This window comes from Amycolatopsis heterodermiae (assembly GCF_034929455.1).
Classification (GTDB): Bacteria; Actinomycetota; Actinomycetes; order Mycobacteriales; family Pseudonocardiaceae; genus Amycolatopsis; species Amycolatopsis heterodermiae.
In genome coordinates this window covers 344,420-368,313 of the sequence record NZ_JAYFSI010000009.1, presented here as the reverse complement: position 1 = coordinate 368,313, position 23,894 = coordinate 344,420, and the positions used below count along the sequence as shown (strand labels likewise).

General features: G+C 72.4%; 23 protein-coding genes. 7 read left to right on the top strand and 16 right to left on the bottom strand.

Going from position 1 to position 23,894, the window contains the following annotated elements; genetic code table 11:
- Positions 1-5 precede the first annotated feature (5 nt).
- Positions 6-1,460, bottom strand: coding sequence for a benzaldehyde dehydrogenase (locus VA596_RS33935; RefSeq protein ID WP_323332438.1), 1,455 nt, complete (start codon positions 1,458-1,460; stop codon positions 6-8).
- Between the two features lie 116 nt (positions 1,461-1,576).
- Between VA596_RS33935 and VA596_RS33930 the strand changes: the two genes are divergently transcribed.
- Positions 1,577-2,533 (top strand): AraC-like ligand-binding domain-containing protein, encoded by a 957-nt coding sequence (locus tag VA596_RS33930; protein WP_323332437.1) that lies wholly within the window; start codon positions 1,577-1,579, stop codon positions 2,531-2,533.
- On the opposite strand, the gene VA596_RS33925 is transcribed toward VA596_RS33930, so the two are convergent.
- From VA596_RS33925 to VA596_RS33905, 5 genes are read right to left on the bottom strand one after another with little or no spacing between them, the layout of a single operon-like run.
- On the bottom strand, positions 2,469-2,882 hold the full coding sequence (locus VA596_RS33925; RefSeq protein ID WP_323332435.1) for a hypothetical protein: 414 nt from the start codon (positions 2,880-2,882) through the stop codon (positions 2,469-2,471). The two genes, VA596_RS33930 and VA596_RS33925, sit on opposite strands and share 65 nt — an antisense overlap.
- A 9-nt stretch (positions 2,883-2,891) precedes the next feature.
- The gene (locus tag VA596_RS33920) at positions 2,892-3,506 is read right to left on the bottom strand and encodes a VOC family protein (RefSeq protein ID WP_323332434.1); all 615 of its coding nucleotides are present in this window, start codon (positions 3,504-3,506) and stop codon (positions 2,892-2,894) included.
- A gap of 45 nt (positions 3,507-3,551) precedes the next feature.
- Entirely contained in the window at positions 3,552-4,313 is a 762-nt protein-coding gene (locus tag VA596_RS33915; protein WP_323332432.1) for a 2-keto-4-pentenoate hydratase, read from the bottom strand.
- A complete protein-coding gene (locus tag VA596_RS33910; protein WP_323332431.1) occupies positions 4,310-4,759 on the bottom strand; it encodes a nitroreductase family deazaflavin-dependent oxidoreductase in 450 nt (149 codons plus the stop codon). The genes VA596_RS33915 and VA596_RS33910 overlap by 4 nt, the downstream gene beginning before the upstream one ends.
- Positions 4,756-6,462, bottom strand: a complete 1,707-nt coding sequence (locus VA596_RS33905) for an acyl-CoA dehydrogenase (protein WP_323332430.1) — start codon at positions 6,460-6,462, stop codon at positions 4,756-4,758. The genes VA596_RS33910 and VA596_RS33905 overlap by 4 nt, the downstream gene beginning before the upstream one ends.
- Before the next feature lie 236 nt (positions 6,463-6,698).
- Here VA596_RS33905 and VA596_RS33900 point away from each other — a divergent pair, with 236 nt between their 5' ends.
- Positions 6,699-8,243: a DEAD/DEAH box helicase gene (locus VA596_RS33900; protein WP_323332428.1), complete on the top strand. Its 1,545-nt coding sequence runs from the start codon at positions 6,699-6,701 to the stop codon at positions 8,241-8,243.
- Between the two features lie 96 nt (positions 8,244-8,339).
- Complete coding sequence (locus VA596_RS33895) at positions 8,340-8,699, top strand: hypothetical protein (protein ID WP_323332427.1); 360 nt, start codon at positions 8,340-8,342, stop codon at positions 8,697-8,699.
- On the opposite strand, the gene VA596_RS33890 is transcribed toward VA596_RS33895, so the two are convergent.
- From VA596_RS33890 to VA596_RS33870, 5 genes are all read right to left on the bottom strand, one after another.
- Entirely contained in the window at positions 8,686-9,495 is an 810-nt protein-coding gene (locus tag VA596_RS33890) for an SMP-30/gluconolactonase/LRE family protein (RefSeq protein ID WP_323332426.1), read from the bottom strand. The genes VA596_RS33895 and VA596_RS33890 overlap by 14 nt on opposite strands.
- Positions 9,492-9,869 (bottom strand): DUF1761 domain-containing protein, encoded by a 378-nt coding sequence (locus tag VA596_RS33885; RefSeq protein WP_323332425.1) that lies wholly within the window; start codon positions 9,867-9,869, stop codon positions 9,492-9,494. The genes VA596_RS33890 and VA596_RS33885 overlap by 4 nt, the downstream gene beginning before the upstream one ends.
- An 85-nt stretch (positions 9,870-9,954) precedes the next feature.
- Entirely contained in the window at positions 9,955-10,854 is a 900-nt protein-coding gene (locus tag VA596_RS33880) for an ABC transporter permease (RefSeq protein WP_323332423.1), read from the bottom strand.
- On the bottom strand, positions 10,841-11,632 hold the full coding sequence (locus VA596_RS33875) for an ABC transporter ATP-binding protein (protein WP_323332422.1): 792 nt from the start codon (positions 11,630-11,632) through the stop codon (positions 10,841-10,843). The genes VA596_RS33880 and VA596_RS33875 overlap by 14 nt, the downstream gene beginning before the upstream one ends.
- A 19-nt stretch (positions 11,633-11,651) precedes the next feature.
- Positions 11,652-12,710, bottom strand: a complete 1,059-nt coding sequence (locus VA596_RS33870; protein ID WP_323332420.1) for an ABC transporter substrate-binding protein — start codon at positions 12,708-12,710, stop codon at positions 11,652-11,654.
- 185 nt (positions 12,711-12,895) lie between these two features.
- Between VA596_RS33870 and VA596_RS33865 the strand changes: the two genes are divergently transcribed.
- Positions 12,896-13,324, top strand: a complete 429-nt coding sequence (locus VA596_RS33865; protein WP_323332418.1) for a hypothetical protein — start codon at positions 12,896-12,898, stop codon at positions 13,322-13,324.
- Between the two features lies 1 nt (position 13,325).
- The gene (locus tag VA596_RS33860; RefSeq protein ID WP_323332416.1) at positions 13,326-13,727 is read left to right on the top strand and encodes a hypothetical protein; all 402 of its coding nucleotides are present in this window, start codon (positions 13,326-13,328) and stop codon (positions 13,725-13,727) included.
- 14 nt (positions 13,728-13,741) lie between these two features.
- Here VA596_RS33860 and VA596_RS33855 read toward each other — a convergent pair whose 3' ends face one another.
- Genes VA596_RS33855 through VA596_RS33845 form a run of 3 tightly spaced genes read right to left on the bottom strand, consistent with a single transcriptional unit; the run spans position 13,742 to position 16,826 of the window.
- Positions 13,742-14,737, bottom strand: coding sequence for an S-adenosylmethionine:tRNA ribosyltransferase-isomerase (locus VA596_RS33855; RefSeq protein WP_323332415.1), 996 nt, complete (start codon positions 14,735-14,737; stop codon positions 13,742-13,744).
- Positions 14,734-15,408 carry an SDR family NAD(P)-dependent oxidoreductase gene (locus VA596_RS33850; protein ID WP_323332413.1) on the bottom strand — a complete coding sequence of 225 codons (675 nt, stop codon included), beginning with the start codon at positions 15,406-15,408 and terminating at the stop codon, positions 14,734-14,736. The genes VA596_RS33855 and VA596_RS33850 overlap by 4 nt, the downstream gene beginning before the upstream one ends.
- A 44-nt stretch (positions 15,409-15,452) precedes the next feature.
- The gene (locus tag VA596_RS33845; RefSeq protein WP_323332411.1) at positions 15,453-16,826 is read right to left on the bottom strand and encodes a purine-cytosine permease family protein; all 1,374 of its coding nucleotides are present in this window, start codon (positions 16,824-16,826) and stop codon (positions 15,453-15,455) included.
- A 590-nt stretch (positions 16,827-17,416) separates the two neighbouring features.
- On the opposite strand from VA596_RS33845, the gene VA596_RS33840 reads away from it, so the two are divergent.
- On the top strand, positions 17,417-18,928 hold the full coding sequence (locus VA596_RS33840; protein ID WP_323332505.1) for a sensor histidine kinase: 1,512 nt from the start codon (positions 17,417-17,419) through the stop codon (positions 18,926-18,928).
- A gap of 48 nt (positions 18,929-18,976) precedes the next feature.
- Here VA596_RS33840 and VA596_RS33835 read toward each other — a convergent pair whose 3' ends face one another.
- Together VA596_RS33835 and VA596_RS33830 are read right to left on the bottom strand one after the other, a co-directional pair.
- A complete protein-coding gene (locus VA596_RS33835) occupies positions 18,977-20,908 on the bottom strand; it encodes a S53 family peptidase (protein WP_323332409.1) in 1,932 nt (643 codons plus the stop codon).
- A gap of 294 nt (positions 20,909-21,202) precedes the next feature.
- Positions 21,203-22,348 carry an ROK family protein gene (locus VA596_RS33830; RefSeq protein WP_323332407.1) on the bottom strand — a complete coding sequence of 382 codons (1,146 nt, stop codon included), beginning with the start codon at positions 22,346-22,348 and terminating at the stop codon, positions 21,203-21,205.
- An 86-nt stretch (positions 22,349-22,434) separates the two neighbouring features.
- On the opposite strand from VA596_RS33830, the gene VA596_RS33825 reads away from it, so the two are divergent.
- Positions 22,435-23,715 carry an MGH1-like glycoside hydrolase domain-containing protein gene (locus VA596_RS33825; protein WP_323332406.1) on the top strand — a complete coding sequence of 427 codons (1,281 nt, stop codon included), beginning with the start codon at positions 22,435-22,437 and terminating at the stop codon, positions 23,713-23,715.
- Positions 23,716-23,894: the final 179 nt, after the last annotated feature.

Below are 23,894 nucleotides of genomic sequence, written 5' to 3'. Positions count from 1 at the left end.
GCGGGTCAGAAGGGGAAGCCGTGGGCCTGTTCTCGCAACGTCACCCACTGCCACTGCGTGAACTCGTCCCAGCTGTGGCCTGAACCGAAACGGCTTCCGTTGCCTGAAGCGCCCGTGCCGCCGAAAGGCGCGTACGCGTCGTTGTTCAACGTCTGGTCGTTGACGTGGACGATGCCCGTGCGCAGGCGGTCCGCCACTGCTCGGCCGCGGTCGACCGAGCCCGTCTGGATCGCTGCCACCAGGCCGTACTCCGTGTCGTTCGCCACCGCTACCGCTTCGTCCTCGTCGCGGACCACGATCACCGGGGCTACCGGGCCGAAGATCTCCTCGCGGAACGCCGGCATCGACGTCGTCACGCCCGCCAGGACCGTCGGCTCGTAGAACAGCTTCTCGAAAGAACCGCCGGCGCGGACCGTGGCGCCCGCCGCCACCGTTTCCGACACGATGCGGTCCACATTGGACAACTGCTTGGCGTTGATCAGCGGGCCCAAGGCGACCTGGCCGGTGAACGGGTCGCCCACCGGGAGCTTCGCCGCGCGGGCCGCCAGGCGGTCCAGGTACTCGTCCGCCACCGACTCCATCACGATGTGCCGGCCGGCCGTCATGCAGACCTGGCCCTGGTGCAGGAACGCGCCCCACGCGCCGGCCGAGCTGGCCACGTCCAGGTCCGCGTCGTCCAGGATCACCAGGGCGTTGTTGCCGCCCAGTTCCAGGCTGACCCGCTTCAACGTCCGCCCCGCGGCCTCGCCCACGCGACGGCCCACCGCCGTCGAGCCGGTGAACGAGATCGCCGCGACGCCCGGGTGTTCCGTCAGCGCCGCGCCCGGCTCGGCGTCGCCCGCCAGGACGTGCAGCAAGCCGTCGGGCAGGCCCGCCGCTTCGAAGAGACGCGCGATCAGCGTGCCGCCGGCGACCGCCGTGTTGACGTCCGGCTTCAGCACCACCGCATTGCCGAGGGCCAGCGCCGGGGCGACCGCGCGCACCGACAGGATCTGCGGGAAGTTCCACGGGCTGATCACGCCGACCACGCCCAGCGGGATGCGCCGCGCGATGCTCTCGCGCCCGGCCTCGCTGGTCGGCAGCAGGTGCCCCCACGGCTGCGTCGGCAGCGCGGCCGCTTCCCACAGCTCGGCCAGCACCAGGTCGACCTCGAACGCCGCCTTCGGCGGGATCGCGCCGCCTTCGCGCACGAGCCAGTGCTCGAACTCGGCGCGGTTGTCCTCCAGGACCCGCGCCGCCTGGCGGAGCAGCGCCGCCCGCGCCGGACCCGGCGTCGCCGCCCAGGCGGGCTGGGCCTCGAGAGCCCGCGTCACGGCGTTGTCGATGTCCTGGGCGTCGGCCAGGCCGACCTCGGCGAGCACGTCGCCGGTGGCCGGTTCGGTCACCGGGAGCGTCCCGCCGTGGGCCGGCACCCAGCCGCCCGAAAAGATCTTCCCGCGCCAGTCGACGTCGTCCAGCATGCGTTCCTCCCGCGTTCCGACAGAGCTTCCAGCCTGCTCACGCCAACGGCGAGCGCGTTGATTCTGCGGGTCACGGTGTTAGCCTGATCAGGTCAGCGACGACCCCGGGCGGCACCATGACCTTCCCCGTGTACCACCGCGGCGAGGCCTGGCGGGAGCGGCTCGGCGGCGCGTTCAGCGAGCTGTTCCCCGAGCGCCTCGGCAGTTCCGAGCCTTCGGGCGACGTCGTCACGACCCCGCTCGGCGACGTCCACGTCTACACCGTCGCGGGCACCCCGCAGGTCGTCCGCCGCTCGCGCGGGACGATCCGGCAGAACCCGTCGGACCTGCTCAAGGTGTGCGTCCAGGTCCGCGGTCGCGCGACGGTCGTGCAGGGCGACCGCGAGATCGTCGTCGAACCCGGGCAGCTCGCGCTCTACGACACCGGCCGCCCGTACGCGCTGCGGCTCGAGGGCGAGTGGATCTCCGCGGTGATGGCCTTCCCGCGCGACGTCCTGCACCTGCCCACCGCCCGCGCGATGGAGCACGCCTTCACCGCCACCAGCGGGCCCGGCGCGGTGTTCGCCGACTTCGTCTCGGCGTCGGTCGCCCAGGGCAGCCACCTCTACGAAGCCGCGGCGAGCCGCCTCGGCGACGCCGGGCTCAGCCTGCTGGCCGGCACGCTCACCGAGCACGTGAGCGTCGACGAGATCCCGGACGCGCTGCGCACCCGCGTGCTCGCCTACGTCCAGCACCACCTCGACGACCCGCGGCTGTCCCGGGCGACCGTCGCGGCCGCGCACAGCATGTCGCCGCGGACGCTGAACCGGCTGTTCGAGGACGAGCCCCACACGGTCACCGACCACATCCGCCGGCTGCGCCTGGACGCCGTCCGCCGGGACCTGCGGGATCCGTTGCTGGCCAACAGGAGCGTCGCGGCGATCGCGGCGCGCTGGTGCTTCGTCGACGCCGCGCACTTCAGCCGGGTGTTCCGCGCCGAGTTCGGGGAGAGCCCGTCGGCGTTCCGGCTCACTTCAGCGCGACCAGGCCGGCCACGAACAGCCCCGCCGGGACCACGGCCGCCGACAGGCTGATCAGCCACGTGCCGCCGCGCCAGCCGATGGAGGACGCGTCGAGCACCATCCCGCGCACGAGCGCCGCCTCGACGACCGCCGTCAGCAGGAAGCCCAGGCCCACGCTGAAGATCGACGCCGCGCCCACGAAGAACAGGCCCGACGTCGAGGCCGCGCCGAGTGGCGCCGCGACCTCCCAGCGCACCAGGCCCGCGCTCGCCGCGAGCAGGGCCAGCAGCAGGACGAACGCGACGAGGAACCCGATCCGCGCGCTCGTCTGGTGCTGGGCGCGGGTGAACAGCCAGAACCCCGCGTCGAGCGCCGCGACGACCACGGCGAGCACGAGGAACCCGGCACGGATCGTCAGCACGTGGTGACTCTAGCGAGAATCCGCCCGCGCCATGATCGCGGTGGTGTGGCCGTCCGGGTCGGTGAAGAACGCCATCCACTCCTCCACGCCGGACTCGTGCCGGAAGATCAGGTGCGGCGCGCCCAGGAACTCGACGCCGCGCTCGCGAAGGGTGTCGTAGGCGGCGTTGATGTCCGGGACGCCGAAGTACAGCACCGACTCCCCGCCCTTCGGCTCGCCCGACGTCAGGAACAGCCGGACGCCGTCGCAGTCGTAGAACGCCAGGTCCCCGTACGTGTAGAGGTGCAGCAGCCCGAGCACGTCACCGTAGAACGCCTTGGCGCGGCCGAGGTCGGCGACGGTCCGCGAAACCTGCCCGATCGGTCCCAGCACGGCTGCCTCCTCGGTGGTCCGGCCGTTGAGCGCGCTGTCCACAGGCGCACCCCGCCAGGCACGCAGGTCCGCGCGCCCGGTCAGGCCGAGCTTGCGCACGGCGTTGCCGACGTGGAACTTGACCGCGTCCGGGCTGGTGCCGCGGCGGCGCGCGATCTCACGGTTCGTCAGGCCGTGGCGCACCGCGTCGACCACCCGCCACTCGGCGGGGGTCAGCCGGTCGGGGTGCCGTGGCCTGCCGCGCTCGCCCACGCGCCGACGATAGCGCCGGAGACGCCGAATTACCCTCCCCCGGCGTCACACGAAGTGGGCTTCGACGCGGCCCAGCGCGCCGAAGTCGGCGACCACGTGGCCGCCCGCGTGGATCGGGCACGGCTTGGTCGCCGTGCCCGTCGTGACGACGTCGCCCGGGCGAAGGCGGTGGCCGGTGCGGGCCAGCTCCGTCGCGAGCCAGTGCAGCGCCAGCCGGGGGTCGCCGAGGACCAGGCCGCCGTGGCCGCGGGCGAACTCCGCGCCGTCGGCGTGCAGGACCACCGCGTGGCCCGGCAGGTCGAGGTCGCGCCAGTCCGGCACCGCGGCCCCTTCGACGAACCGGCCCGCGCACGCGACGTCGGCCAGCAGCTGCGGCCCGCCCGCGTGCTGGTGGTCGGTGTAGCGGCTGTCCGGCATCTCGAGCGCGAGGAACATCGTGTCCACCGCGTCGAGCACCCCGCCCAGCGACGGTCCCGGGCCGGGGTCGGCCTTCATGCGGAAGGCGAACTCCGGCTCGGCGACGCCCATCGTCATCGTGTCGGCCGGCACCGGGGTGCCTTCCAGCTGGTGGAACCGCTCGAACAGCGCGCCCGGCAACGGGCCCGGGACGCCGAGGTGCTGCTGGGCGTACGCCGTGGTCGCGGCGATCTTCCAGCCGCTGACCGGGCCGGCCAGCTCGGCCAGCGCCGCCTGCGCCGCGCGGCCCTCGGCCGCGTCCCGCGGGCGGACGTCCTCCGGGAGCCCGTCCAGCCGTTCGCCGGTCCGCCACGCGTCCCAGAGCAGCTCCGCCGCCCGCTCGTGCTTCACGCCCGTGATCTTGCCAACCGGAACACCGGGTGTCGATCGGCTTCCGCCTCGAACGCCTCGACCGGGTCGCTGCCCTTGGCGTCGAAGTACGGCGCGGTGACCGGGATCTGCCGCACGTAGGCCTGGAGCACCGGCGCCGCGGTCGCGGCGTCGGCCTCCTCGACCTCCCACGTCTCGGCCGTGCGGCCCCGGCTCAGCCGGGCGACGGCGTCGGCCCGCAGGTTGTGCACCCAGGCGACGGCGCCGTAGGGCGCGACGAGCCACCGGTCGCCGCCGGCCTCGACGACGTTCACCGGCGTCGTGCGCTCGAGACCGCTCTTGCGGCCCTTCGTGGTCAGCAGCACGCCGCCCTTGCCCGCGGCCGGGACACCGCGGGCGAGCAGCGGCTTCACCAGCGCGTTGACGGTCTTCCGCAGCGTTCCCAGCCGGTATTCCCTGGCCATCATGGGTGCATAGCGTAGGCCCCGGAGAGGTCGCGGACGAGCGCCCAGACGGCGTCGAACCGCGCCGCGTCGACGACCGGCTTGCGCAGCGCCGCCAGCGCGATCGCCTGCTGGGCCTCGGTCGAGCTCGGCTTCCCGTTCAGGTCCACCGCGGCGAGGCTGAAGTCCTGCACCAGCACCGCGAAGATCTGGTCGACGACCTGTTCGTCGATCCCGGTGATGCCGGCCTGCTCCAGGACCAGCTGGCCGTAGACGACCAGCGTGAACAGCTCGGTGAGCGCGAGCCCGAAGTCGAGGTCGGCCTGCTGGGCCTGGTCCGGCGCGGCGGTGGTCAGCAGCTCCAGCAGCGCGTCGGCCTGCTCGGTGAACAGCGCGACGTTCGGGATGTGCGACACCTGCGCGTACGCGGCCTTCCAGTCGTGGAACCGGACCTTCGACAGGCCGCGCGCCGGGCCCTGGCGGAAGAGGAACGCGTCGTCCGCGGCGTCGGTGCGCGTCGGCACCGGCGCGTACTCCTGCGGCGCGAACAGGTACGCGGGCATGAACTTCGCGATCAGCGCGAGGTTCACCGCGACCGTGCCTTCGAGCTTCGGCAGGCCGTCGATGTCGTTCTTCGCCATCGCGAGGTAGGTGTCGGCCTCGAACCCCTTGGCCGCCACGACGTCGGCGACCAGGCCGATCACCTTCTGCGCCTCGGTGGTCACCTTCATCTTGGTGATCGGGTTGTAGAGCAGGTAACGGCGGTCTTCGGCGTGCGCGCTGCGGAAGTAGTCGACGGCGCGGTCGGAGAACAGCTTCATCGCGGTCAGCCGCGCGTAGGCCTCGACGAACTCGCGGCGCACGTGCGGGAAGTCGGTGACGGGGTTCCCGTAGAGCACGCGGTTGTGCGCGTGGGTGATGGCCTCGTACAGCGAGTGCGTCGCCATGCCGATGCCGCCGAAGCAGAGGTTGAACTTGCCGATGTTGACGGTGTTCAGCGCGGCGCTGAAGGCTTCCGCACCGACGTGCAGGATGTCCTCGGCGTGCACCGGGTAGTCCTCGAGCCGGAACTCGGCGACGTACATCTGCGACGGCACGACGTTCTTCACCACGTGGTAGTTCGGGTGCTCGGAATCGGCGTAGAAGAAGACGTACTGGTCCGGGCCCTCGACGCCGTCGATCCGGCCGAACACCGCGACCGTGCGGGCGACGTTGCCGTTGCCGATGTAGTACTTCGAGCCGGTGGCGCGGTAACCGTCGCCGTCCTTGGTGAGCACCAGGTCGGAGGAGTAGATGTCGGCGCCGTGGTCCTTTTCGGACAGTCCGAAGGCGCCGACGCCACCGGCGTCCAGAGCGTCGGCCGCACGCTTGCGGGCGACGTCGTTGCCGCTCTGCCACACCGGGCCGAGGCCGAGGATCGTGACCTGCCACGGGTACCAGTAGTTCAGCCCGTAGAACCCCAGGATTTCCGACAGCGCGGCGACGCGGCTGGTGTCCCAGCGCTTGTCGGGGTTGCCGTCGGCGTTCGCGGCGGGCGTCAGGAAGGTCGAGAAGAGGCCTTCCTTGCCGGCGAACTCGATGAAGTCCGCGTAGAAGGTGCGGGCGTGGTAGTCCTCGGTCAGTTTCGCCTTGCCGCGCTGCTCGAACCAGTCGATGGTGGCCCGGAGCAGCCGGCGCGTCTCCGCGTCGAAGTGGGCCGGGTCGTACTCGTGCGGGTTCAGCAGCATGGGTGAGCCTCCTCGATTACCGACCGGTAACTTAGCAAGGCGATCGGAGTGCAAGCAATCTCACTAGGGGTACGTCACTCGCGTTGGGTACACTGATCTTGCGGGCCGCTCAGTTCTGCCTCGGCCCGCTGCTGTTGTCGACTACCACGCGCCGCGGCCGTTGACCGGTCTGCGCCGGGCAGGACAACCCTTCTCAGGTAACGGAGACCAGGGCGCCCCTGCGCCCGCATGCACTTATGACCACTTTCGCTGAACTCGGCCTGCCCACCACCCTCGTGGACGCGCTGGCCGCCCAGGGCGTCACCGAGCCCTTCCCCATCCAGGCGGCGACCCTGCCGCACACCCTCGCCGGGCGTGACGTGCTCGGCCGCGGCCGGACCGGCTCCGGCAAGACCTACGGCTTCGTGCTGCCCGTGCTGGCGCGCCTCTCGGCGGGCCCGACGCGGCGCAGGCCCGGCCGTCCGCGCGCGCTGATCCTGGCGCCGACCCGCGAGCTCGCGACGCAGATCGAAGCGTCCATCCTGCCGCTGGCCAAGCCGCTCGGCCTGAAGACGACCACCATCTTCGGCGGCGTCTCGGCCAACCCGCAGATCACCCGGCTGCGTGACGGCGTCGACATCGTCGTCGCCTGCCCCGGCCGGCTCGCCGACCACATGCGCTCCGGGCACGTGAAGCTCGACGCCATCGAGATCACCGTGCTCGACGAGGCCGACCACATGGCCGACCTGGGCTTCCTGCCCGAGGTGCGGCGGATCATAGACGCCACGCCGTCGCGCGGGCAGCGGATGCTGTTCTCCGCGACCCTCGACAACGGCGTCGACGTGCTGGTCAAGCGCTTCATGAGCGACCCGATCACGCACAGCGTCGACTCGGCGCAGTCGCCGGTCTCGACGATGGAGCACCACGTGCTGCACCTCGAGGAGACCCACCGGCTGCCGGTGCTGGTCGACCTCACCGCGGCGCCGGGCCGCACGCTGGTGTTCACCCGGACGAAGAGCCGCGCGAAGGCGCTGACCCGCAAGCTGGTGGCGTCCGGCGTCCCGGCCGTCGAGCTGCACGGCAACCTCGGCCAGAACGCGCGCACCCGCAACCTCGAGGCGTTCTCCTCGGGGGCGGCCAAGACGCTGGTCGCGACGGACATCGCGGCGCGGGGCATCCACGTCGACGACGTCCGGCTGGTCATCCACGCCGACCCGCCCGTCGAGCACAAGGCGTACCTGCACCGCTCGGGCCGCACGGCACGCGCCGGCGCGTCCGGCACGGTGGTGACGCTGATGACCGACGCGCAGGTCCGCGACGTCCGCGACCTCACCCGCAAGGCCGGCATCAAGCCGACCACCACCCAGCTCGGCCCGGGTCACCCGCTGCTGGCGGAGCTGGCCCCGGGCGAGCGGTCGTTCACGGCGTCCCCGAAGCGCCCGCCGGTGGACAACCGCCCGAAGAAGGTCACGGCCTCGGGCGCGGCACCGGGCGGCGGCCGCGGCCGCCGCGGCGCCCCGGCGACGCCGAAGGACAACCGCGGCGGCGAGCGTTCCCGCGCGGCGGCGGCCCAGTCCCGCCGCGACGACCAGCAGCCTCGGTCTTCCGGCGGCGGCCGCCGTGGCGGTGCCCCCGCTTCGGGCGGCTCGGGCGGCGCACGCCGTTCCGGTGCCCCGGCCGCGGCTGCGAAGTCCGGCGGCGGCCGTCGTGGCGGAGCCCCCGCCGCGGGAGCCGGCCGTTCCAGCGGCGGCGCGGCGGCGTTCTCCTCGGGCACCCGCGCGGGTGGGCGCCGAGGCCGCTGACCCCTTCAATCTGACGACACGACCCCGGGCCGCGTGCCCGGGGTCGTGTCGTTTGCCGGTCCGGCGTGTGGGGCTTGGTCGTGTCATGCTCCCCGCATGGAGGACACGGAACTGGTGCAGACCGGCATCGGGCTGCTGGCGTCGGTCTACCGTCTTCGGCAGAACCTGCGGGACGGGACCGGCGAGCCTGGTGCCAGCGGGTATCCCGAGCTGCTCGAAGGGGCGCTCGACTTCACCATGACGGCCGACTTCACCCTCCCCGAAGAGCACATCGCCGAGGTTCAGCAGATCGTGAACCAGGCCGTCGACCAGCTGGCGCACCGGCAGGAGGCCGTCATGCGCGGGCTGCTCATGGGGTTCGTCAAGATCGTCGAGGCCTACGAGGAGGACGAGGCCCGGCCCGACGTTCTCGAGGCCCTTCAGCAGCTCTCGCTCGAAGTGGCTACCGAGGAATAGGCACCGTCAGGATCCGGCCCGTTCGCGGGCCCGTCCCGACGCCGTCCAGGCCGTGCCACTCCTGGGTCACCAGGTACAGCGTGTCCTCGCTCAGCGCGCACGCGAAACACCCGCTGTCCAGCGTCACCCGGTCCAGGACTTCGCCGCCTTCACGGACCCGCGTGCACGACTTGCCCGGGACGTCCGCCACCCAGATCGCGCCCGACGCGTCCAGGGCGATGCCGTCCGGGACGCCGTCGCCGAGGTCCGCCCACACGCGGCGGTCGCTCAGGGAGCCGTCCGAGGCCACGGTGAACGCCGTCAGGTGGTTCGCGTACGACTCGGCCACGATCAGCGTCGCGCCGTCCGGGGTCAGGGCCATGCCGTTGCCGAACGCGATGCCGTCCGCGACCTCGCGCACCTCCCCGGCCGGTGAGACGTACTTGACCACCCCCGGCCGGAAGGCCTCCCGCGCCATCAAGTCGGAGCCGCCGCCGTTGACGTAGCAGCCGCCGTCCGAAGCCACCACGATCTCGTTGAAGCCGGTCGAGCCCAGCTCGGCGTGGGTGGACAGGGTGCCGTCCCCGGACAACCGCAGCAGCAACCCCTGCGAGGACGAGACGATCAGCGGGTCGCCGTCGAGGAAGTCGAAGCACATCGGCATCGTCGGGAAGTCCGCGCGGAACACGACCTCACGCTCCCCCGCCGGCGTGACCGCGACGATCTCGTGGGCCAGCCAGTCGGCGAACCACAACCGGCCGTCGTGCCAGCGCGGGGACTCGCCGAACGCGATCCCGCCGAGCAGCACCCCGGTCATCGCCACACCCCCACGATCACGGCCACGACCAGGATCTTGACCAGCCAGTCGCCCGCGTGCAAGGCGGCCAGCCGCACCGGCACGTTCTCGTGCAGCACCGAACCGGCCAATATCAGCACCGGGAACCCCACCCAGAGCACCAGCGCCAGCCCGAGCGCACCGCCGACGCCGTCGACGCCCACCGCGGTCAGCAACCCGGCGAACACGGTCACCAGCAGCAGCGTCCGGACGAACTCCGCGACCATCTTCCACGGCGCGGGCCGCTCCACGGCCGCCGTACTCAGGCCGGCCCAGACCGTCCCGAACGCCATGTACCAGGCAGAGCTCACCACGAACCCCGCCACCGAGGCCACCAGCACAGCCACGACACCCATCGGACTCTCCTTCGCACCCAGGACTGCTTGCGAAGGGGACGTCGACGCCGTCAGCGCCGCTTCGACATGCCGGGCGGAAAACTTTCTAGAGCGACGACGTCAGCCCGCGCGCCCGCAGCACCGCGCGCTCCAGCGGGCGGAACACGATGAGCTCGATCCCGACCCCGACCAGCAGGATCAGGAAGATCGCCGCGATCACCGTCTCGATGCTGTTGAGCGAGGACCCCTGGTTCAGGTACGCGCCGAGGCCGACGCCCAGCTGCGGGGACAGCGCGATCAGCTCGGCCGCCATCAGCGAGCGCCACGAGAACGCCCAGCCCTGCTTGAGCCCGGCGAGGAAGCCGGGCAGCGCCGCGGGCAGCAGGATGTGCCGGGCCGACGACAGCCGTCCCGCGCCCATCACCTGGCCCACGCGCGGCAGGATCGGCGGGATCTGGTCGATGCCCGAGACCAGGCCGTTCGCGATCGACGGCACCGAGCCGAGCAGCACGACGAAGTAGATCGCGCCGTCGTTGATGCCGAACCACAGGATCGCGGCCGGCACCCACGCCACCGACGGCAGGCTCTGCAGCCCGGTCAGCAGCGGCCCGATCGCGGCCCGCACGATCCGGACCTTCGCGACGAGCAGCCCGAGCGGCGTGCCGAGGACGACCCCGGCGAGGAACCCGAGGGCCGCGCGGTGCACCGACGTCCAGACGAACCCGAACACCTCACCGGTGACGACGCGGCTCCAGAACTCGTCCCACACCGCGAGCGGCGCGGGCAGCTGCGCCTCCGGCCAGAACGCCGCGGCCCACAGCAGCTGCCAGACGACGATGAGCAGGACCAGCGCGAGCACCGGCGGCAGGAACCCCCAGGCGAACCGCTTCCAGAAGCTCGGACGGCGTTCGCCGATCGGAGCGTCGAGCGCGTCCAGTCCGGAACCGACGGCACCGAGGTCTTCGACGTCCTCGATGTCACCGGCCGGCCGGTCAAGCTGCGGCATGGGTGCTGATCACCTCTCGCAGGTGCCCGGTGATCTCTTCGGTGAGCTCCTCGGCGTCGGCCAGCGGCACGTCCGTCCACTCGCGCACGACCCGCCCGGGCCGCGACGACAGGAGCACCACGCGCTGCCCGAGCCGGACCGCCTCGCGCACGTCGTGGGTCACGAACAGCACCGACGTGCCGGTGCTGCGGTAGACGCGCAGCAGCTCGCCCTGCAGGACGTCGCGGGTGATGGCGTCGAGCGCGGCGAACGGCTCGTCCATCAGCAGCAGCGCCTGCTCCGGGTCGCCGCCGACCCGCAGGGTCGCGGCCAGCGCGCGGGCCAGGGCGACACGCTGGCGCATGCCGCCGGACAGCTCGTGCGGCCGCTTGGTGCCCGCGCCGGTCAGCCGGACGAGTTCCAGCAGCTCGGCGGCCTTTGCGCGGCGCTCGGCCCGGCCGAACCCGGCCAGCCGCAGCGGCAGCTCGACGTTGCGCGCGGCGGTCAGCCACGGCATCAGCGCGGCCTCCTGGAACATCACCGCCGGCCGGGACGTGTTGAGCGTGATCTCCCCCGCCGACGGCGCGTCCAGGCCCGCGACCAGGTTGAGCAGGGTGGTCTTGCCGCAGCCGGACGCGCCGAGCAGGCAGACGAACTCGCCGGGCGCGACCGTCAGGTCGACGCCGTCCAGCGCGACCACCGCGCGGCCGGCCGGGCCGAACGCCTTGCGGACGCCGTCGAGACGCACCGCGGTCGCGCCGGTGTAGTTGCTCCGGCCGGTCGGGAGGGTGGTGGTCATCGTTGGCTGCCTCTCCGGATCACTTCACGAGTTCGGGGGCGTTCACGGCGGGCTGGTTCTGGCCCTTGAGGACGTCGTTCAGCGGGCCGAAGTCCGCGAAGCCCTTCAGAGCGACAGCCGACTTCACCACGCCCGCCGTCACCGAGTCCTGCGCGAGCTGCGGGAACTCGGCGGGGATCGGGTCGGTGGTCAGCTCGATGTTCGAGAACGCGCGGTCGATGACGGCCGCGCTCAGGCTGCTGCCGGCCAGCTCCTTCAGCGCGCCGTTGACCACGGTCTTCGCGTCCGCCGGGTTGGTCTTCGCCCAGTCGATCGCGGCCAGCTGGCCCTTCAGCACGGCGCGGACGGTGTCCGGGTGCTCCTGCAGGAACTGGCTGCGCACGATGATCACGGTGGTCGGGAAGCGGCCGCCGGGCCACAGGTCCTTCTCGTCGACCAGGACCTTCGCGCCGGCGTCGAGGACCAGCCGCGACGACCACGGCTCGGGCAACCAGCCGCCGTCGACCTCGCCCTTCTTGAACGCGTCGAGCGTCTTCGAGTTGTCCAGGTTGGTGATCTTGACCTGACCGGTCAGGTTCTTGCCCGCGACGAACTTCTTGAGCGCGACGTCCTGGGTGTTGGCCAGCTGCGGGGTGGCGATGTTCTTGCCCTTGAGCGCGTCGACGCTCGCGATGTCCGGCTTGACGACCAGCTGCGCGCCACCGGAGACGGCACCGGAGATCAGCTGGATGGTGCCCTTGGACTTGGTGAAGGCGTTGATCGCCGGGCCGGAGCCGATGTAGGCGATGTCGAGCGAGTTTCCCAGCAGCGCGTTGACCTCTTCGGGGCCCGCGTTGAACGTCTGGGTGGTGAGCTTGGTCGAGCCCAGTTCCTGCTTGAAGAAGTCCTTCTTGACGCCGATCAGCGCCGGGGCGTGCGTGACGTTCGGGAAGAACCCGAGCCGGACCTCGGTGGCGGTGCCCGCGTTGGCGGCGGGGGCGGTGTTCTCCGCGGCGCGGGAACAGCCGGCGAGCACGCCCACGACGGTCAGGGCGGCGAGCGCCGAGGCCAGGAAGCGGGTTCTGTGGTGGGTGCGCACGTCAGCGTCGCCTTTCGCGGGGTCGATGTCCGGGCGAGGTTCGCACGGTCACCCACCCGGGCGCATAGCCATCCGCATCCCGGGAAATCCGGTGAGATTTCTTGACATCGGTGATGAGGGCGCCTAGGTGCAACCGACTGGCCGGTTCGAGCGTGGTCCTCCCGACGACTTCTGAGGGGGAGCCGATGAAGACAGCGAACGAGATCCGGGCGGTCATCGCGGCGGTGCTCACCATGTGGGCACTCGGGGCCCTCGGGCCGATCGGGGCCGACTGGCTGACCACGGCCGGCCTGGGCGAGTGGGCCGCGGTGTGGGTGGTGGCCACGGTTCCGCTCGCCGTCCTGCTGGCGGGCGCCCTGCGCTGGCTGTTCACCGGCCGCGGACGGCCCGGCTGGCTGCGGTTCCTGCCGCTCTGGATGAGCCTGCCGACGGCCGCGCTCGGCCTGACCGGCCTGGTCACCGGCTCGGCGTCCCGGGGTCACCTGTTCGTGTCGATCTTCCTTTCGGTCCCGGCGGCCGTGGCGTTTCTGCTGCTCATCGTCCGATTGCGAACTGCGGGCAACCAGTCGCGTCATCCGAACGTGGTAGAGGTGACCACGGATTCGGAGGGATGACATGACGAGCACCGCACACCGCACCGGCCAGGGGGCCACCATCCGCGTGGCGCTGGTCGTGCTCTTCGTCGGGCTGGGCCAGGCGTCGTTCGAGTGGCTCCGGTCACTCGGCATGGACGCCGTGACGAGCCTGGTCGTCTGGGCGATCCCGGTCGTCACCGCGGCGGCCGTGACGCTGGTGCTGTGGCTGGCGTCGGACCGCGCGTTCGCGCTGCGGACGTGGCTGCCGGTGAGCCTGTGCATCCCGGTCTACCTGGCCGGGCTCTTCGGCCTGGCGACCGGCACGGCGAGCCTGGTGGCCTCGATCGTCAGCGGCGTCGGCCTGGGGATCACGGCCGTCGCCGTCGCCGGCCTCTACCGGGCCCGCCACCAGGACGACGCCCGCGAACCGGCCCGGCAGTAGCCCTTCACGGCTTTTCAGCGGCGCAGGAGCAGGGAGACGTCGCCGAACTCGTGCCACAGGTAACGACGCTGCACCGCCGCGTCGTAGGCGCGCTGGACCAGGTCCGGGCCGGCCACCGCCTCCAGGAGCAGCAGGTGGGACGCGTCCGGCGCGTGCAGGCCGGTGACGATGCCGTCGACGACCCGGGCCGGGCGGTCCGGGCTCAGGACCAGGTCCGTCCAGCCCTCGGCGGGACCGTCGGCGGCCGACTCCAGGGCGCGGGCCGCCGTCGTGCCCACCGCGACCACGCGGCCGCCGCGGGCCCGGACCCACGCGACCAGCGCCGTGGTCGTCGCGGGCACGTGGAAGCGCTCGGCCTGCGGCGGCTCGCCCGTCTCCAGCGACGACACCCCGGTGTGCAGCAGCAGCGGCGCGAACAGCACCCCGTCGGTCACCAGGCGCGTGACCAGCGCGTCGGTGAACGGCCGGGCCGCCGACGGCATCTCCGCGCTGCCCGGCTCGCGGGCGAACACCGTCTGGTAGTCGGCCAGCGGCCACGCGCGCGGGACGTAGCCGTAGCGGATCGGGCGTCCGCTCGCGGCCAGCAGCCCGGGCACCGGGACGGACACCGAGGCCCGCCACAGCCGCGCCTGCCCCGGCACGTACGCGGCCAGCAGCGCCAGCGACGCGCCGCCGGGCAGCGCCAGCCGCTCCCCCGGCCGGCCGTCGAGCAGCGGTCCACCGGGCGCGCGCAGCTCGACCACCCACGCGCCGTCGTCGAGCTCGGTCGAGAAGTGCACGACGACCTGCTGCCGGCCGCGGCGCGCGTCGATCGCCGCGGGCAGCGTCCCGGACGTGTTGACGACCAGCAGGTCCCCGGCCCGCAGGTGCTCACCCAGCGCGTTGAAGACCGTGTGGTGCACCCCGGACGGGTCCGCGACCAGCAGGCGGACCTCGTCGCGGGCCAGGCCGCGGGCCTCCGGGGGCGCCGACGCCGAGAGCTCCTCGGGCAGGTCGAACCGGACGCTCATGCGGGCGCCAGCAGGTCGGCGGCGCGGTAGCGGCCGCTGGCCGGGCGTTCGTCGAGCAGCCGCAGGAACGCCGGGACGGACGCGCCGGGCAGCGGCCGGTCGGAGATGTCCTCGCCAGGGAAGGCGAGCTGGTGCATCGCGGTGCGCATGTCGCCGGGGTCGACCGCGTACACGGCCAGGTCCGGGTGTTCCGTGCCGAGCACGGCGGTGAGCTGGTCGAGCGCGGCCTTCGCGGAGCCGTAACCGCCCCAGCCTTCGTAGGCTTCGACGGCGGCGTCCGAGCTGACGCCGACGATCGTGCCGCCGGTCTTCGTGAGGGCGGGCAGCAGCAGCTGGGTGAGCGCGAGCGGCGCGAAGACGTTCACGCGGTAGACGTCTTCCAGCTCCGCCAAGGGATAGCGGCCCAGCGGCGGCAGGGGGCTGACGCCGAGGGTGCTGGCGTTGTTGACGAGCAGGTCGAGCGACGGCCCGGCAGCGGCGGCGAGGTCGGCGCGGTGGGCCGGGTCGGCGACGTCGCCGGGGACGGGCGTGAACCCGGCCTCCCGGGCGGCGGCGGTCAGCGCGGCCGCGTCCCGGCCGTCGCCGATGACCGTCCACTTGCGACTCACCAGCGCCGCGGCGAGGGCCTTCCCCAGCCCCGCCGAGGCGCCGGTGATCAGTGCGACTGGCATGGTTCCTCCTTGCAGGGGTACCACACCATCGTCGAACCTCTACATTACTTGAGGTCAACCGCATGCCGGCCGCGCAGCAGCAAATACGCTGCCAGCGAAACGACGAGCCCGACGTAGTAGGCGAGATCGGCGCCGTGCAGGGCCGCGGCGACCGGTCCGGTGTAGAGCGAGGTGTTCATGAACGGCACCGCCGCGGCGAAGCCCACGACGAACGCCACGACGGCGGCCCAGGGACGCGCGGTCGTCGCGGCCCGGACGTCGACGCGCTCGCCACCGCGGGTGCGCCGCAGCCAGTCCGGCAGCACGACGCCGAGGAACGGCGGGATCCAGTAGCTGACGAACAGCAGCACGTTCTGGAACTTCGCCGCCAGCTCGCCGCTGTGCATCCAGAGGATCAGCGCGAACGCGAGCACCGTGACGAGCACCGCCGACACCGGGCGCCGCAGCCGGACGCCGACGGTCTGCAGCGCGAGCGAGCCGCTGTAGTCGTTCATCGCGTTGGACGACACCGCCGCGAGCGCGATCACCGCGAGCGCCAGCGAGCCGAGAAACCCGCCGCCGAGCAGCGTCGCGACGCCCGTCGCCGTCTGGTCGCCGAGCGACGTCCCGAGCGCGAGCCCGAGGCCTTCGCCGATCGCGTAGGACGCCGTCAGCCCGAGGAGCGTGAACCAGAAGACGCCGCGAGACGACGTCTCCGCGGGCAGGTAACGGCTGAAGTCCGAGGCGTACGGCGCCCAGGAGATCGCCAGCGACAGCGCGATCGTCGAGAACAGTACGACGGCGCCGGTGTGGTCGCCGCCGGTCGCGGTGTCGGCCGTCGCGATCGGGTGCCCGGAGAGGACCTTCACGGCGAGCGCGGCGAACGCGAGCACCAGCAGCACGCTCATCACGGCCTGCACGCGGTGGATCAGCGCGTAGCCGAAGACGCCGAGGGCGCACTGCAGCACCAGCACGATCAGCACCGCGGCCCAGAACGGCAGCCCGGTCAGCTCGGCCAGCGCCTCACCGCCGAACAGCCCGACGAGCGCGTCCCAGGCGATCGAGCCGAGCCACTGCACCAGGCCGGGCAGCACGACGCCGCCCCCGAACGGCAGGCGCGCGAGCGGCAGCTGGCCGGTGCCGGTGCGCGGGCCCCAGGTCGACAGGTAAGCCACCGGCAGCGAGCCGAGCACGGTGCCGGCGAGCATCGCGACCAGGCCCGTCCAGAAGCCGAGGCCGAGCGACGCGGCGAGCGTGCCGGTGAAGACCGCGGTCATCGTCAGGTTCGGCGCGAACCACACGCTGAACTGCCGCCACGGCCGCCCGAACCGGTTGCCTTCGGGGACCGGGGTGATGCCGTGGGTTTCGATCGCCAGGTCCGAACCCCCGGCGGGCATCCGCCCGCCGAAGACCTCGGCGTCGAGACCGCGTCCGCTCATGTCCTGCCTCCACTCGGCTGATCGAGGCAACCCTAGGACGCGGACGCCCAGGTGAAGGCCACGAGTGCGCGCCGCCACACCCCCGGCGGCGCGGGTTGCCGATCGGGAGTGGGCGCCGGCGTCGCTGCAGGGACGGGTGGGAGGTAGCAGCTCGGGGGATGTCCGATTGCGCGCTGCCGCGGGCACGGGTGCGAGGAGCAGCCCCCGGGCGATGCCCGATTGCGGCCACAGGCGCGATCACCGCGAGGGGCAGCGCGGGCAACACCAATGCGGGCACGGCCGCGAGGAGCAGCGCGGACGATGTCCGATTGCGGCTGCAGGCGCGCGCATCACCGCGAGAGGCAGCGCGGGCAAATGTCCGATTGCGCGCCAACCCAGGCACAACCGCGAAGAGCAGCGCGGGCAAATGTCCGATTGCGCGAGCGGTCGGCCACGAGCGCGACACCCCGGCACCGAATCGCGGCGAGGGTGGCGTCGTGATCACCCTAAAGGCGCATCCGCTCGGTGTAACGCGACGGCCCGAACGGGCGAATCAGCGATTAGCCGGCCGGGGAGGGGTTCGCGTGGTGCAGCACCCCCGGACCGTCGTGATGACCGGTCTGCTCGCCGCCGGGTTCGGGCTCGGTGTCGCCGCGCTGGCGCTCAAGGTCGCCGACGGCAGTCACCCCGCGCTCGACACCACCCTCAGCACCACCACCGGGTGCCTGTTCCTGCTCGCCGGCGCGGTCGCGCACGTGCGGCGGCCGGCCAACCCGATCGGCGTGCTCATCGCGCTCGTCGGTGTCGCGTTGTTCCTGGAAGACCTGCAGTTCACGGACGACCCGGTGCTGTACACGATCGCCGTGCCGCTGCGCGCCGCGTCCAGCCCGGTGATCGCGCACCTGGTGCTCGCGTTCCCGCACGGCAGGCTGCGGTCGCGGTGGGAACGGCTGCTCGTGGCGTCGTCGTACCTGGTCGTGCTCGCGCTCGGCGTGCTCGGGCTGCTGTTCAGCGACGACCCCCGCGACCTGCTGGCGATCTCCGCCGACCACAACGGCCGTGGCGTCGCCGACCGCGTCCTCGGCCTGGCGGCCGCGGTGATCAGCGCCGGCGTGGTCCTCGTGCTCCTGTACCGGTGGCTGACCGGACGGCTCCCGCAGCGGCGGCTGCTGTCCCCGGTGATCACGATCGCCCTGCTCGGCGCGCTGACGTCGGCGGCGGGCACCGCGCTCGGCGACGGGCAGCCGCTTTCGGGGCCGCTGCTGCAGATCTACCGGGTCTCGTTCTGCCTGTGGCCGCTGGCGTTCCTGGTCGGCGTGCTGCGCGCCCGCGTCGGCAACGCCGAGATGATCCGGCTGCTTCTGGAGCGCGACGGCACCGGGCTGGCGGCGCTGGTGCAGGACGACGAGGTGTGGAAGGACAGCCGGTCGATCGACGCGCTGAACGCGGCCGCCGGGCTGGTGCTGGACAACCAGCGGCTCACCGCCGAGCTCGAGCAGCGCCTGGCGGAGGTACGGGCTTCGCGGGCCCGGCTCGTCGCGGCCGGCGACGACGAGCGACGGCGCCTGGAGCGCGACCTCCACGACGGCGCCCAGCAGCGGCTGGTCAGCGTCGTGCTGCTGCTGCGGCTGGCCGACCGCCGCGCGGACCTGCCACCGGACGTCCGCACGTTGCTGAAGAGCACCGTCGACGAGCTGCAGACCGCGATCACCGAGCTGCGCGAACTGGCCCGCGGCATCCGGCCGGCGATCCTGACCGAGGCGGGGCTGAGCGCGGCCGTCCGGTCGCTGGCCGACCGGATCCCGATGCGGGTGACGCTCTCGGCGGGCCCGGTCCCCCGCCTCGACGGGGCGGTGGAGGCGACCGCCTACTACGTGACGTCGGAAGCCCTGACGAACACGTTGAAGCACGCCCGGACCGACCACGTGGACGTCCGCCTCGCGGTGGACGGCGGGCAGCTGCGGGTCGAGGTGACCGACCAGGGCGTGGGCGGCGCGTCCGCCGACCAGGGCTCGGGGCTGGCCGGGCTGCGCGACCGCGTCCAGGCCCTGGGTGGCGAGCTGAGCGTCGACAGCGGCAGCGGCGGGACCACGGTGTGCGCGGTCATCCCGCTCAGGACGTGAAAAGGCCCCCTCGCCAGGCAGGCGAGGGGGCCTCTCACAGTGCGTTGCCTAGACGAGCAGCAGGAACAGCAGCCCGTTGGGCGTGCCGAGACCCGTCACGTCGTCGTAGCCCGGGGTCGTGTGGATGGTCAGACCCTGGTAGTCGAGCGTGCGCACCGAGGTGAGCAGGCCGTCCGACGCGTCGACCGAGTTGGCGTAGTCAACGCGCTCCACCGCGGCGTCCACGTGCTTCACGTCGCTGATCGCCGGGGTACGGGAGGTCAGCTTGTAGATCACGGGGTTGATGAAGCCGTGGTGGAAGTGGTCGAAGCTGTCGGCCACCGCCATGATGCCGGCGAACACCGGCGACGCGAGGCTCGTGCCGCCGATCCGGTACTGGTCGTAGTAGGCGCCGTCCGGGAAGGTCTGCGTCTGGCCGACCAGGAAGCCGGTGTTCGGGTCACCGATCGCCGAGATGTCCGGCACGACGCGGCCCTTGGTGTTCCCGGTCTGGTTCTTCTTCGCCAGCGCGTCCGGCACGACACCCTTCTGGTAGAAGGGCTGCGTGAACAGCCGGCTCGTGCCGCCACCGGAACCGCTGGTGTAGGCCGCCGGGCCGTAGACGCCGTTGGTCAGCGAGGACTTGCTGGTCTCCCAGCCGGTCTCGAAGATCCGCTTGCCGTCCTTGCCGATCGCGATGGACGTGCCGCCGACCGCGGTGATCCACGGCGCCGAGGCGGAGAAGTCCGGCGACGGCGTGCCGAGGCGCGCGACCTCGTCACCGTTGTCGCCCGAGGAGAAGTAGACGCCGATGCCCTCGAGCACCGCCTGCAGCGAGATCTGGTTGAACACCTTGACCTCGTCGGCCGGGATGTCCTCGCCGGTGTCGCCGTAGGAGTTCGACACGATGTCGGCCTTGTGGCCGGCGATCACGTAGTTCAGCGCCACGTCGAGGGCGTTGTCCTCGCAGGACTCCCCGCCGACGTACAGGATGTTCGCGCCCGGGGCGAGCCCGTGCGCAGCTTCGACGTCGAGGGTCTCCTCGCCGTACCAGCCCGCCGCGTCACACTGGTCCGGCGGCTCGAGAACCGGGTTCGCCGGGAAGATGTGCTGCGAGAACTGGCTCTGCTTCAGCGGGTGCTGCGGGTCGTTCTTCTTCGCGTACGTGCTCGCGTCGGCGTAGATGGTCGGCGAGGCGAACGCGTCGACGATGGCGATCGTGGTGCCCTTGCCGTCCGCGCCGACCTTGTCGACGCCGTAGGCCGACCGCAGCTGCGCCGGGGTGTAGCCGCACGGGGCGTACGGCAGGTGCTTGCCGTTGTAGGCGGGGTCGGTGGTGTCGACCTTCTCGCCGTAGTAGGCGCTGCACGGCCTCGCGTTGCGGAAGCCGGGGCCGGGCGCGACGTCGGACGGCGTCCCGGAGCCGGTGGCGTGGTCCGGCTTGAACAGGTTCGTCGCCTGGTCCACGCCGACGACGCCGAGCACGTCGCCCGCCAGGTTCGCGGGCACCGACAGGTTCTTGTCGGCGGCGCGGAGGGTCTGGCCCTTGACCTTGTACTTGCCCAGCTTGACGCCGAACGCGTTCTGCGTCTGGTCGGCGGTGCCGGTGGCCTCGACGTAGGCGCGGTTCGACGGGATGTCACCGATGCTGAAGCCGCTGCCGGTCAGCCACGCCTTGACGGCGTTGACGGTCGCGTCGCCGGCGGCGAAGCGGTCCCGCACCTGGTCGGTGCTCAGGAACTGGCGGTAGGTCTTGCTGTCCGGGTCGGACACGGCCTGGGCCAGCGCCTCGGCCCCGGCGTTGTCGCGCTGGTTCAGGTAGACGCGGAAGCTCAGCTTCGCCGCGGGCGCCGTGTCGGCGACCTTCGCCTGCGCGTTCGCCCACAACGGGTGCGACTGCGGAATGTCCTGACGCCCCTGCGCCGACGCCGCGGCGGGCATGGCTGCGGTGAGACCACCCACCACCGCGAGCGAAAGGAGCAGGGTGGAGCTTCTTCGCACAGAAATCTCCCTCTTTTGAATCGGCCCCCAGTAAAGGACCTGGAACACCGGACGAGACTAGATCGGGGTTCCGCTTCCGGGGAAGTACTTGCGGAACCGTTATCTCGTCGCGAATTCACGGGGCCGGGGCCGTGGTACGGAAATCCGATTTGTCGTGCTGAATACGCGAGGATTGATCCTGAATGCACGGTAAGTCCGGTTCGTGACCGTATTACGGACCACGCCGGGTGGGCGTTCGCCACCTACGAAAGTCGGTCGCTCCGTCCACTCCGGACAGTCGGGCCATGACGGCACTTAGGCCGTCGTCAGCCGGCGATCCACCTCGGCCGGGGAAAACACCGACTCCACCACCATCGCCACCGCGCCGCCCACCGCGAGCCCGGTGCCGCCGATCTCGACCTTCAGGCTCTGCGTCGCCCGCGGCAGCGCCCGCCGGTAGAGCACCTCGCGGACTCCCGCGACGAAATGCGGTTCGGCCAGGTCACCCGCGATCACCAGGACGCCCGGGTTGACCACCGACACCAGCGTCGCCAGCACCTCCCCCACCTGGCGGCCGGCGAACTCGGCCAGGCGGACCGCCGCCGGCTCGCCGGCCAGGATGCGGTCGCGGACGCCCGATCCCGACGTCGTCGGCAGGCCCTGTTCGGTCAGGCGCGCGGCCAGCGCGCCGCCGCTGGCGACCGCCGCCAGGCAGCCCAGGGAGCCGCACATGCAGCGGGCCTCGGGGAAGCCCGGCAGCCGGATGTGCCCGATGTCGCCGGCCCCGCCGTCGACGCCGCGGTACACCTCGCCGCCGATCACCAGGCCGGCGCCGATCCCGGTGGACACCTTGACGACGACCAGCGCGCGCGATTCCGGGTGCCGCGCGCGGTGCTCGCCCAGGGCCATCAGGTTGGCGTCGTTGTCGACCAGCACCGGGGCGCCGAAGCGCTCGCCCAGGTACTCGTCGATCGGGTAGTGGTCCCAGCCCGGCATGATCGGCGGCTGCGTGACCCGCGCCTGGCCCGGCTCGACCGGCCCCGGCACGGAGATCCCCACGCCGCAGACCGGGACGTCGGCCTCGGCCAGCATCGCCTCGAACCACTCCGCGATCCGGCCGAGCACGGGTTCCGGGCCGTCGGCGACGCGCAGCGGGCCCTCGCGGTGCGCGAGCCGGCGGCCGGACAGGTCGGTGAGCGCGACCTCGGCGTGCATCGTGTCGACGCTCGCGGCGAGGACGACGGCGTGCCGGTCGTCGAACCGCAGCTGCCGCGCCGGGCGGCCGCCGGTGGAGTCCTCCTGCCCGCCCTCGGCCAGCAGGCCCGCCGTCTGGAGCAGGTCCAGCCGGGCGGTCAGCGTCGAGCGGGACAGCCCGCTGCGCGTGAGCAGGGCTTTCCGCGTGGTCGCCTGGCCGGTCCGGACCAGCCGCAACAGCTCTCCGGCGCTGGTCGGCGTCGTCATCCCGGGCCCCCTTCGCTGTGGCCTGCATCATCCCAGGACGTACTTTTGTCCATTGACAAGACATAAGTAGGAGATAGATTGGACACATGGACGTAACATGGGGGTCCGCTGAAGCTGTCCTCGCCGACAACTGGATCGGCGCGTCCACCGTGCCGTCGCGCGGGCTCTACCCGCACCAGTGGAGCTGGGACTCCGCCTTCATCGCCTTCGGCCTGCGCCACCTGGCGCCGGAGCGCGCCCGCCGTGAGCTGGTGACGCTGTTCTCCGCGCAGTGGCGCGACGGCCGCGTCCCGCACATCCTCTTCAACCCGGACACCCCGCCCGAGGCGTACTTCCCCGGCCCCGCCTTCTGGCGCGCCGGGCGGACGTCCGGGCTGATCCAGCCGCCGGTGCACGCGCGCGCCGTGCTCGCGGTGCACCGCGCCGACCCGGCGGGGTCCGGCGCCGAGACCTTCCTCGCCACGCTCTACCCGAAGCTCAAGGCCTGGCACGGTTACCTGCGGACCTACCGCGACGCGGGCGGGCGCGGGCTCGCCTCGATCGTGCACCCGTGGGAGTCGGGGATGGACAACAGCCCGGCGTGGGACGGCCCGCTTTCCCGCGTCACGCCGGTGGATCCGGCCGGCTTCGTCCGCCGCGACCTGGAGCACGGCCACGCCGCCGACCGCCCGAGCGACGAGGACTACGGCCGGTACGTCCGGCTGGCCTCGGCCTACCGTGACTGCGGTTACCTCGACGAGCGCTGGGCCGACGTCGACGGTGGTTTCACCGTCGAGGACCCGGGTCTCAACGCGCTGCTGGCCGACGCCGAGCTGGCGCTGGCCGAGATCGCCGACGTGCTCGGCCTGCCCGCGGCCGCCGCCACGCACCGCGAGAGCGCGGCCCGCGTCGCCAAGGCACTGCAGGAAACGTTGTGGGACAGCGCGTCCGGCTTCTTCTTCGCCCGCGACGTCCGCACCGGCGAGCGCACCCGCGAGTACACGTGCGCCGGGCTGCTGCCGCTCGTGCTGCCGGACCTGGCCGTCGCTCCCGCCCTGGTGGCCACCGCCACCGGGCCGCGCTTCCGGCTCGGCGAGGTGCACGGCGTGCCGAGCTACGACCTGACCGCGGCGGACTTCGACCCGGGCCGCTACTGGCGCGGGCCGTCGTGGTTCAACGTCGGCTGGCTGGTCCGGCGGGGCCTGCTGCACCACGGTGAGCACGCGCTGGCCGCGTGGCTGCGCGACGACCTCGTCGAAACCGCCACGGGCACGGGTTTCGCCGAGTACGCGGACCCGTTCACCGGCACCGGCCACGGCGCCCGCTCCTTCGGCTGGACCGCGGCGCTCACCGTGGACCTGATGTCCACACAGGACACACAGGACTGACGGGCGGCCCGCCCAGCCGCGTCGGGGGCGGGTGGGCGGGCCGCCCGGCACCGGAAAGCGTTTTCCCTCTTGCGGCGCAAGGTGTGGCCGAGGGACCCGCACCACCCCCAGCCGGGTGCGGGTCCCCCGAGGTTCGGTGTGGCAGGTGCTCCGGTTTCCGCGGCGGCGGACCGGGACGG

Coding starts and splice junctions, on each gene's coding strand:
- VA596_RS33900 (WP_323332428.1), top strand. CDS start 6,699: ATGACCACTTTCGCTGAACTCGGCCTGCCCACCACCCTCGTGGACGCG.
- VA596_RS33860 (WP_323332416.1), top strand. CDS start 13,326: ATGACGAGCACCGCACACCGCACCGGCCAGGGGGCCACCATCCGCGTG.
- VA596_RS33880 (WP_323332423.1), bottom strand. CDS start 10,854: ATGCCGCAGCTTGACCGGCCGGCCGGTGACATCGAGGACGTCGAAGAC.
- VA596_RS33885 (WP_323332425.1), bottom strand. CDS start 9,869: ATGGGTGTCGTGGCTGTGCTGGTGGCCTCGGTGGCGGGGTTCGTGGTG.
- VA596_RS33830 (WP_323332407.1), bottom strand. CDS start 22,348: ATGACGACGCCGACCAGCGCCGGAGAGCTGTTGCGGCTGGTCCGGACC.
- VA596_RS33910 (WP_323332431.1), bottom strand. CDS start 4,759: ATGATGGCCAGGGAATACCGGCTGGGAACGCTGCGGAAGACCGTCAAC.
- VA596_RS33840 (WP_323332505.1), top strand. CDS start 17,417: ATGACCGGTCTGCTCGCCGCCGGGTTCGGGCTCGGTGTCGCCGCGCTG.
- VA596_RS33935 (WP_323332438.1), bottom strand. CDS start 1,460: ATGCTGGACGACGTCGACTGGCGCGGGAAGATCTTTTCGGGCGGCTGG.
- VA596_RS33930 (WP_323332437.1), top strand. CDS start 1,577: ATGACCTTCCCCGTGTACCACCGCGGCGAGGCCTGGCGGGAGCGGCTC.
- VA596_RS33850 (WP_323332413.1), bottom strand. CDS start 15,408: ATGCCAGTCGCACTGATCACCGGCGCCTCGGCGGGGCTGGGGAAGGCC.
- VA596_RS33865 (WP_323332418.1), top strand. CDS start 12,896: ATGAAGACAGCGAACGAGATCCGGGCGGTCATCGCGGCGGTGCTCACC.
- VA596_RS33875 (WP_323332422.1), bottom strand. CDS start 11,632: ATGACCACCACCCTCCCGACCGGCCGGAGCAACTACACCGGCGCGACC.
- VA596_RS33905 (WP_323332430.1), bottom strand. CDS start 6,462: ATGCTGCTGAACCCGCACGAGTACGACCCGGCCCACTTCGACGCGGAG.
- VA596_RS33855 (WP_323332415.1), bottom strand. CDS start 14,737: ATGAGCGTCCGGTTCGACCTGCCCGAGGAGCTCTCGGCGTCGGCGCCC.
- VA596_RS33890 (WP_323332426.1), bottom strand. CDS start 9,495: ATGACCGGGGTGCTGCTCGGCGGGATCGCGTTCGGCGAGTCCCCGCGC.
- VA596_RS33825 (WP_323332406.1), top strand. CDS start 22,435: ATGGACGTAACATGGGGGTCCGCTGAAGCTGTCCTCGCCGACAACTGG.
- VA596_RS33845 (WP_323332411.1), bottom strand. CDS start 16,826: ATGAGCGGACGCGGTCTCGACGCCGAGGTCTTCGGCGGGCGGATGCCC.
- VA596_RS33895 (WP_323332427.1), top strand. CDS start 8,340: ATGGAGGACACGGAACTGGTGCAGACCGGCATCGGGCTGCTGGCGTCG.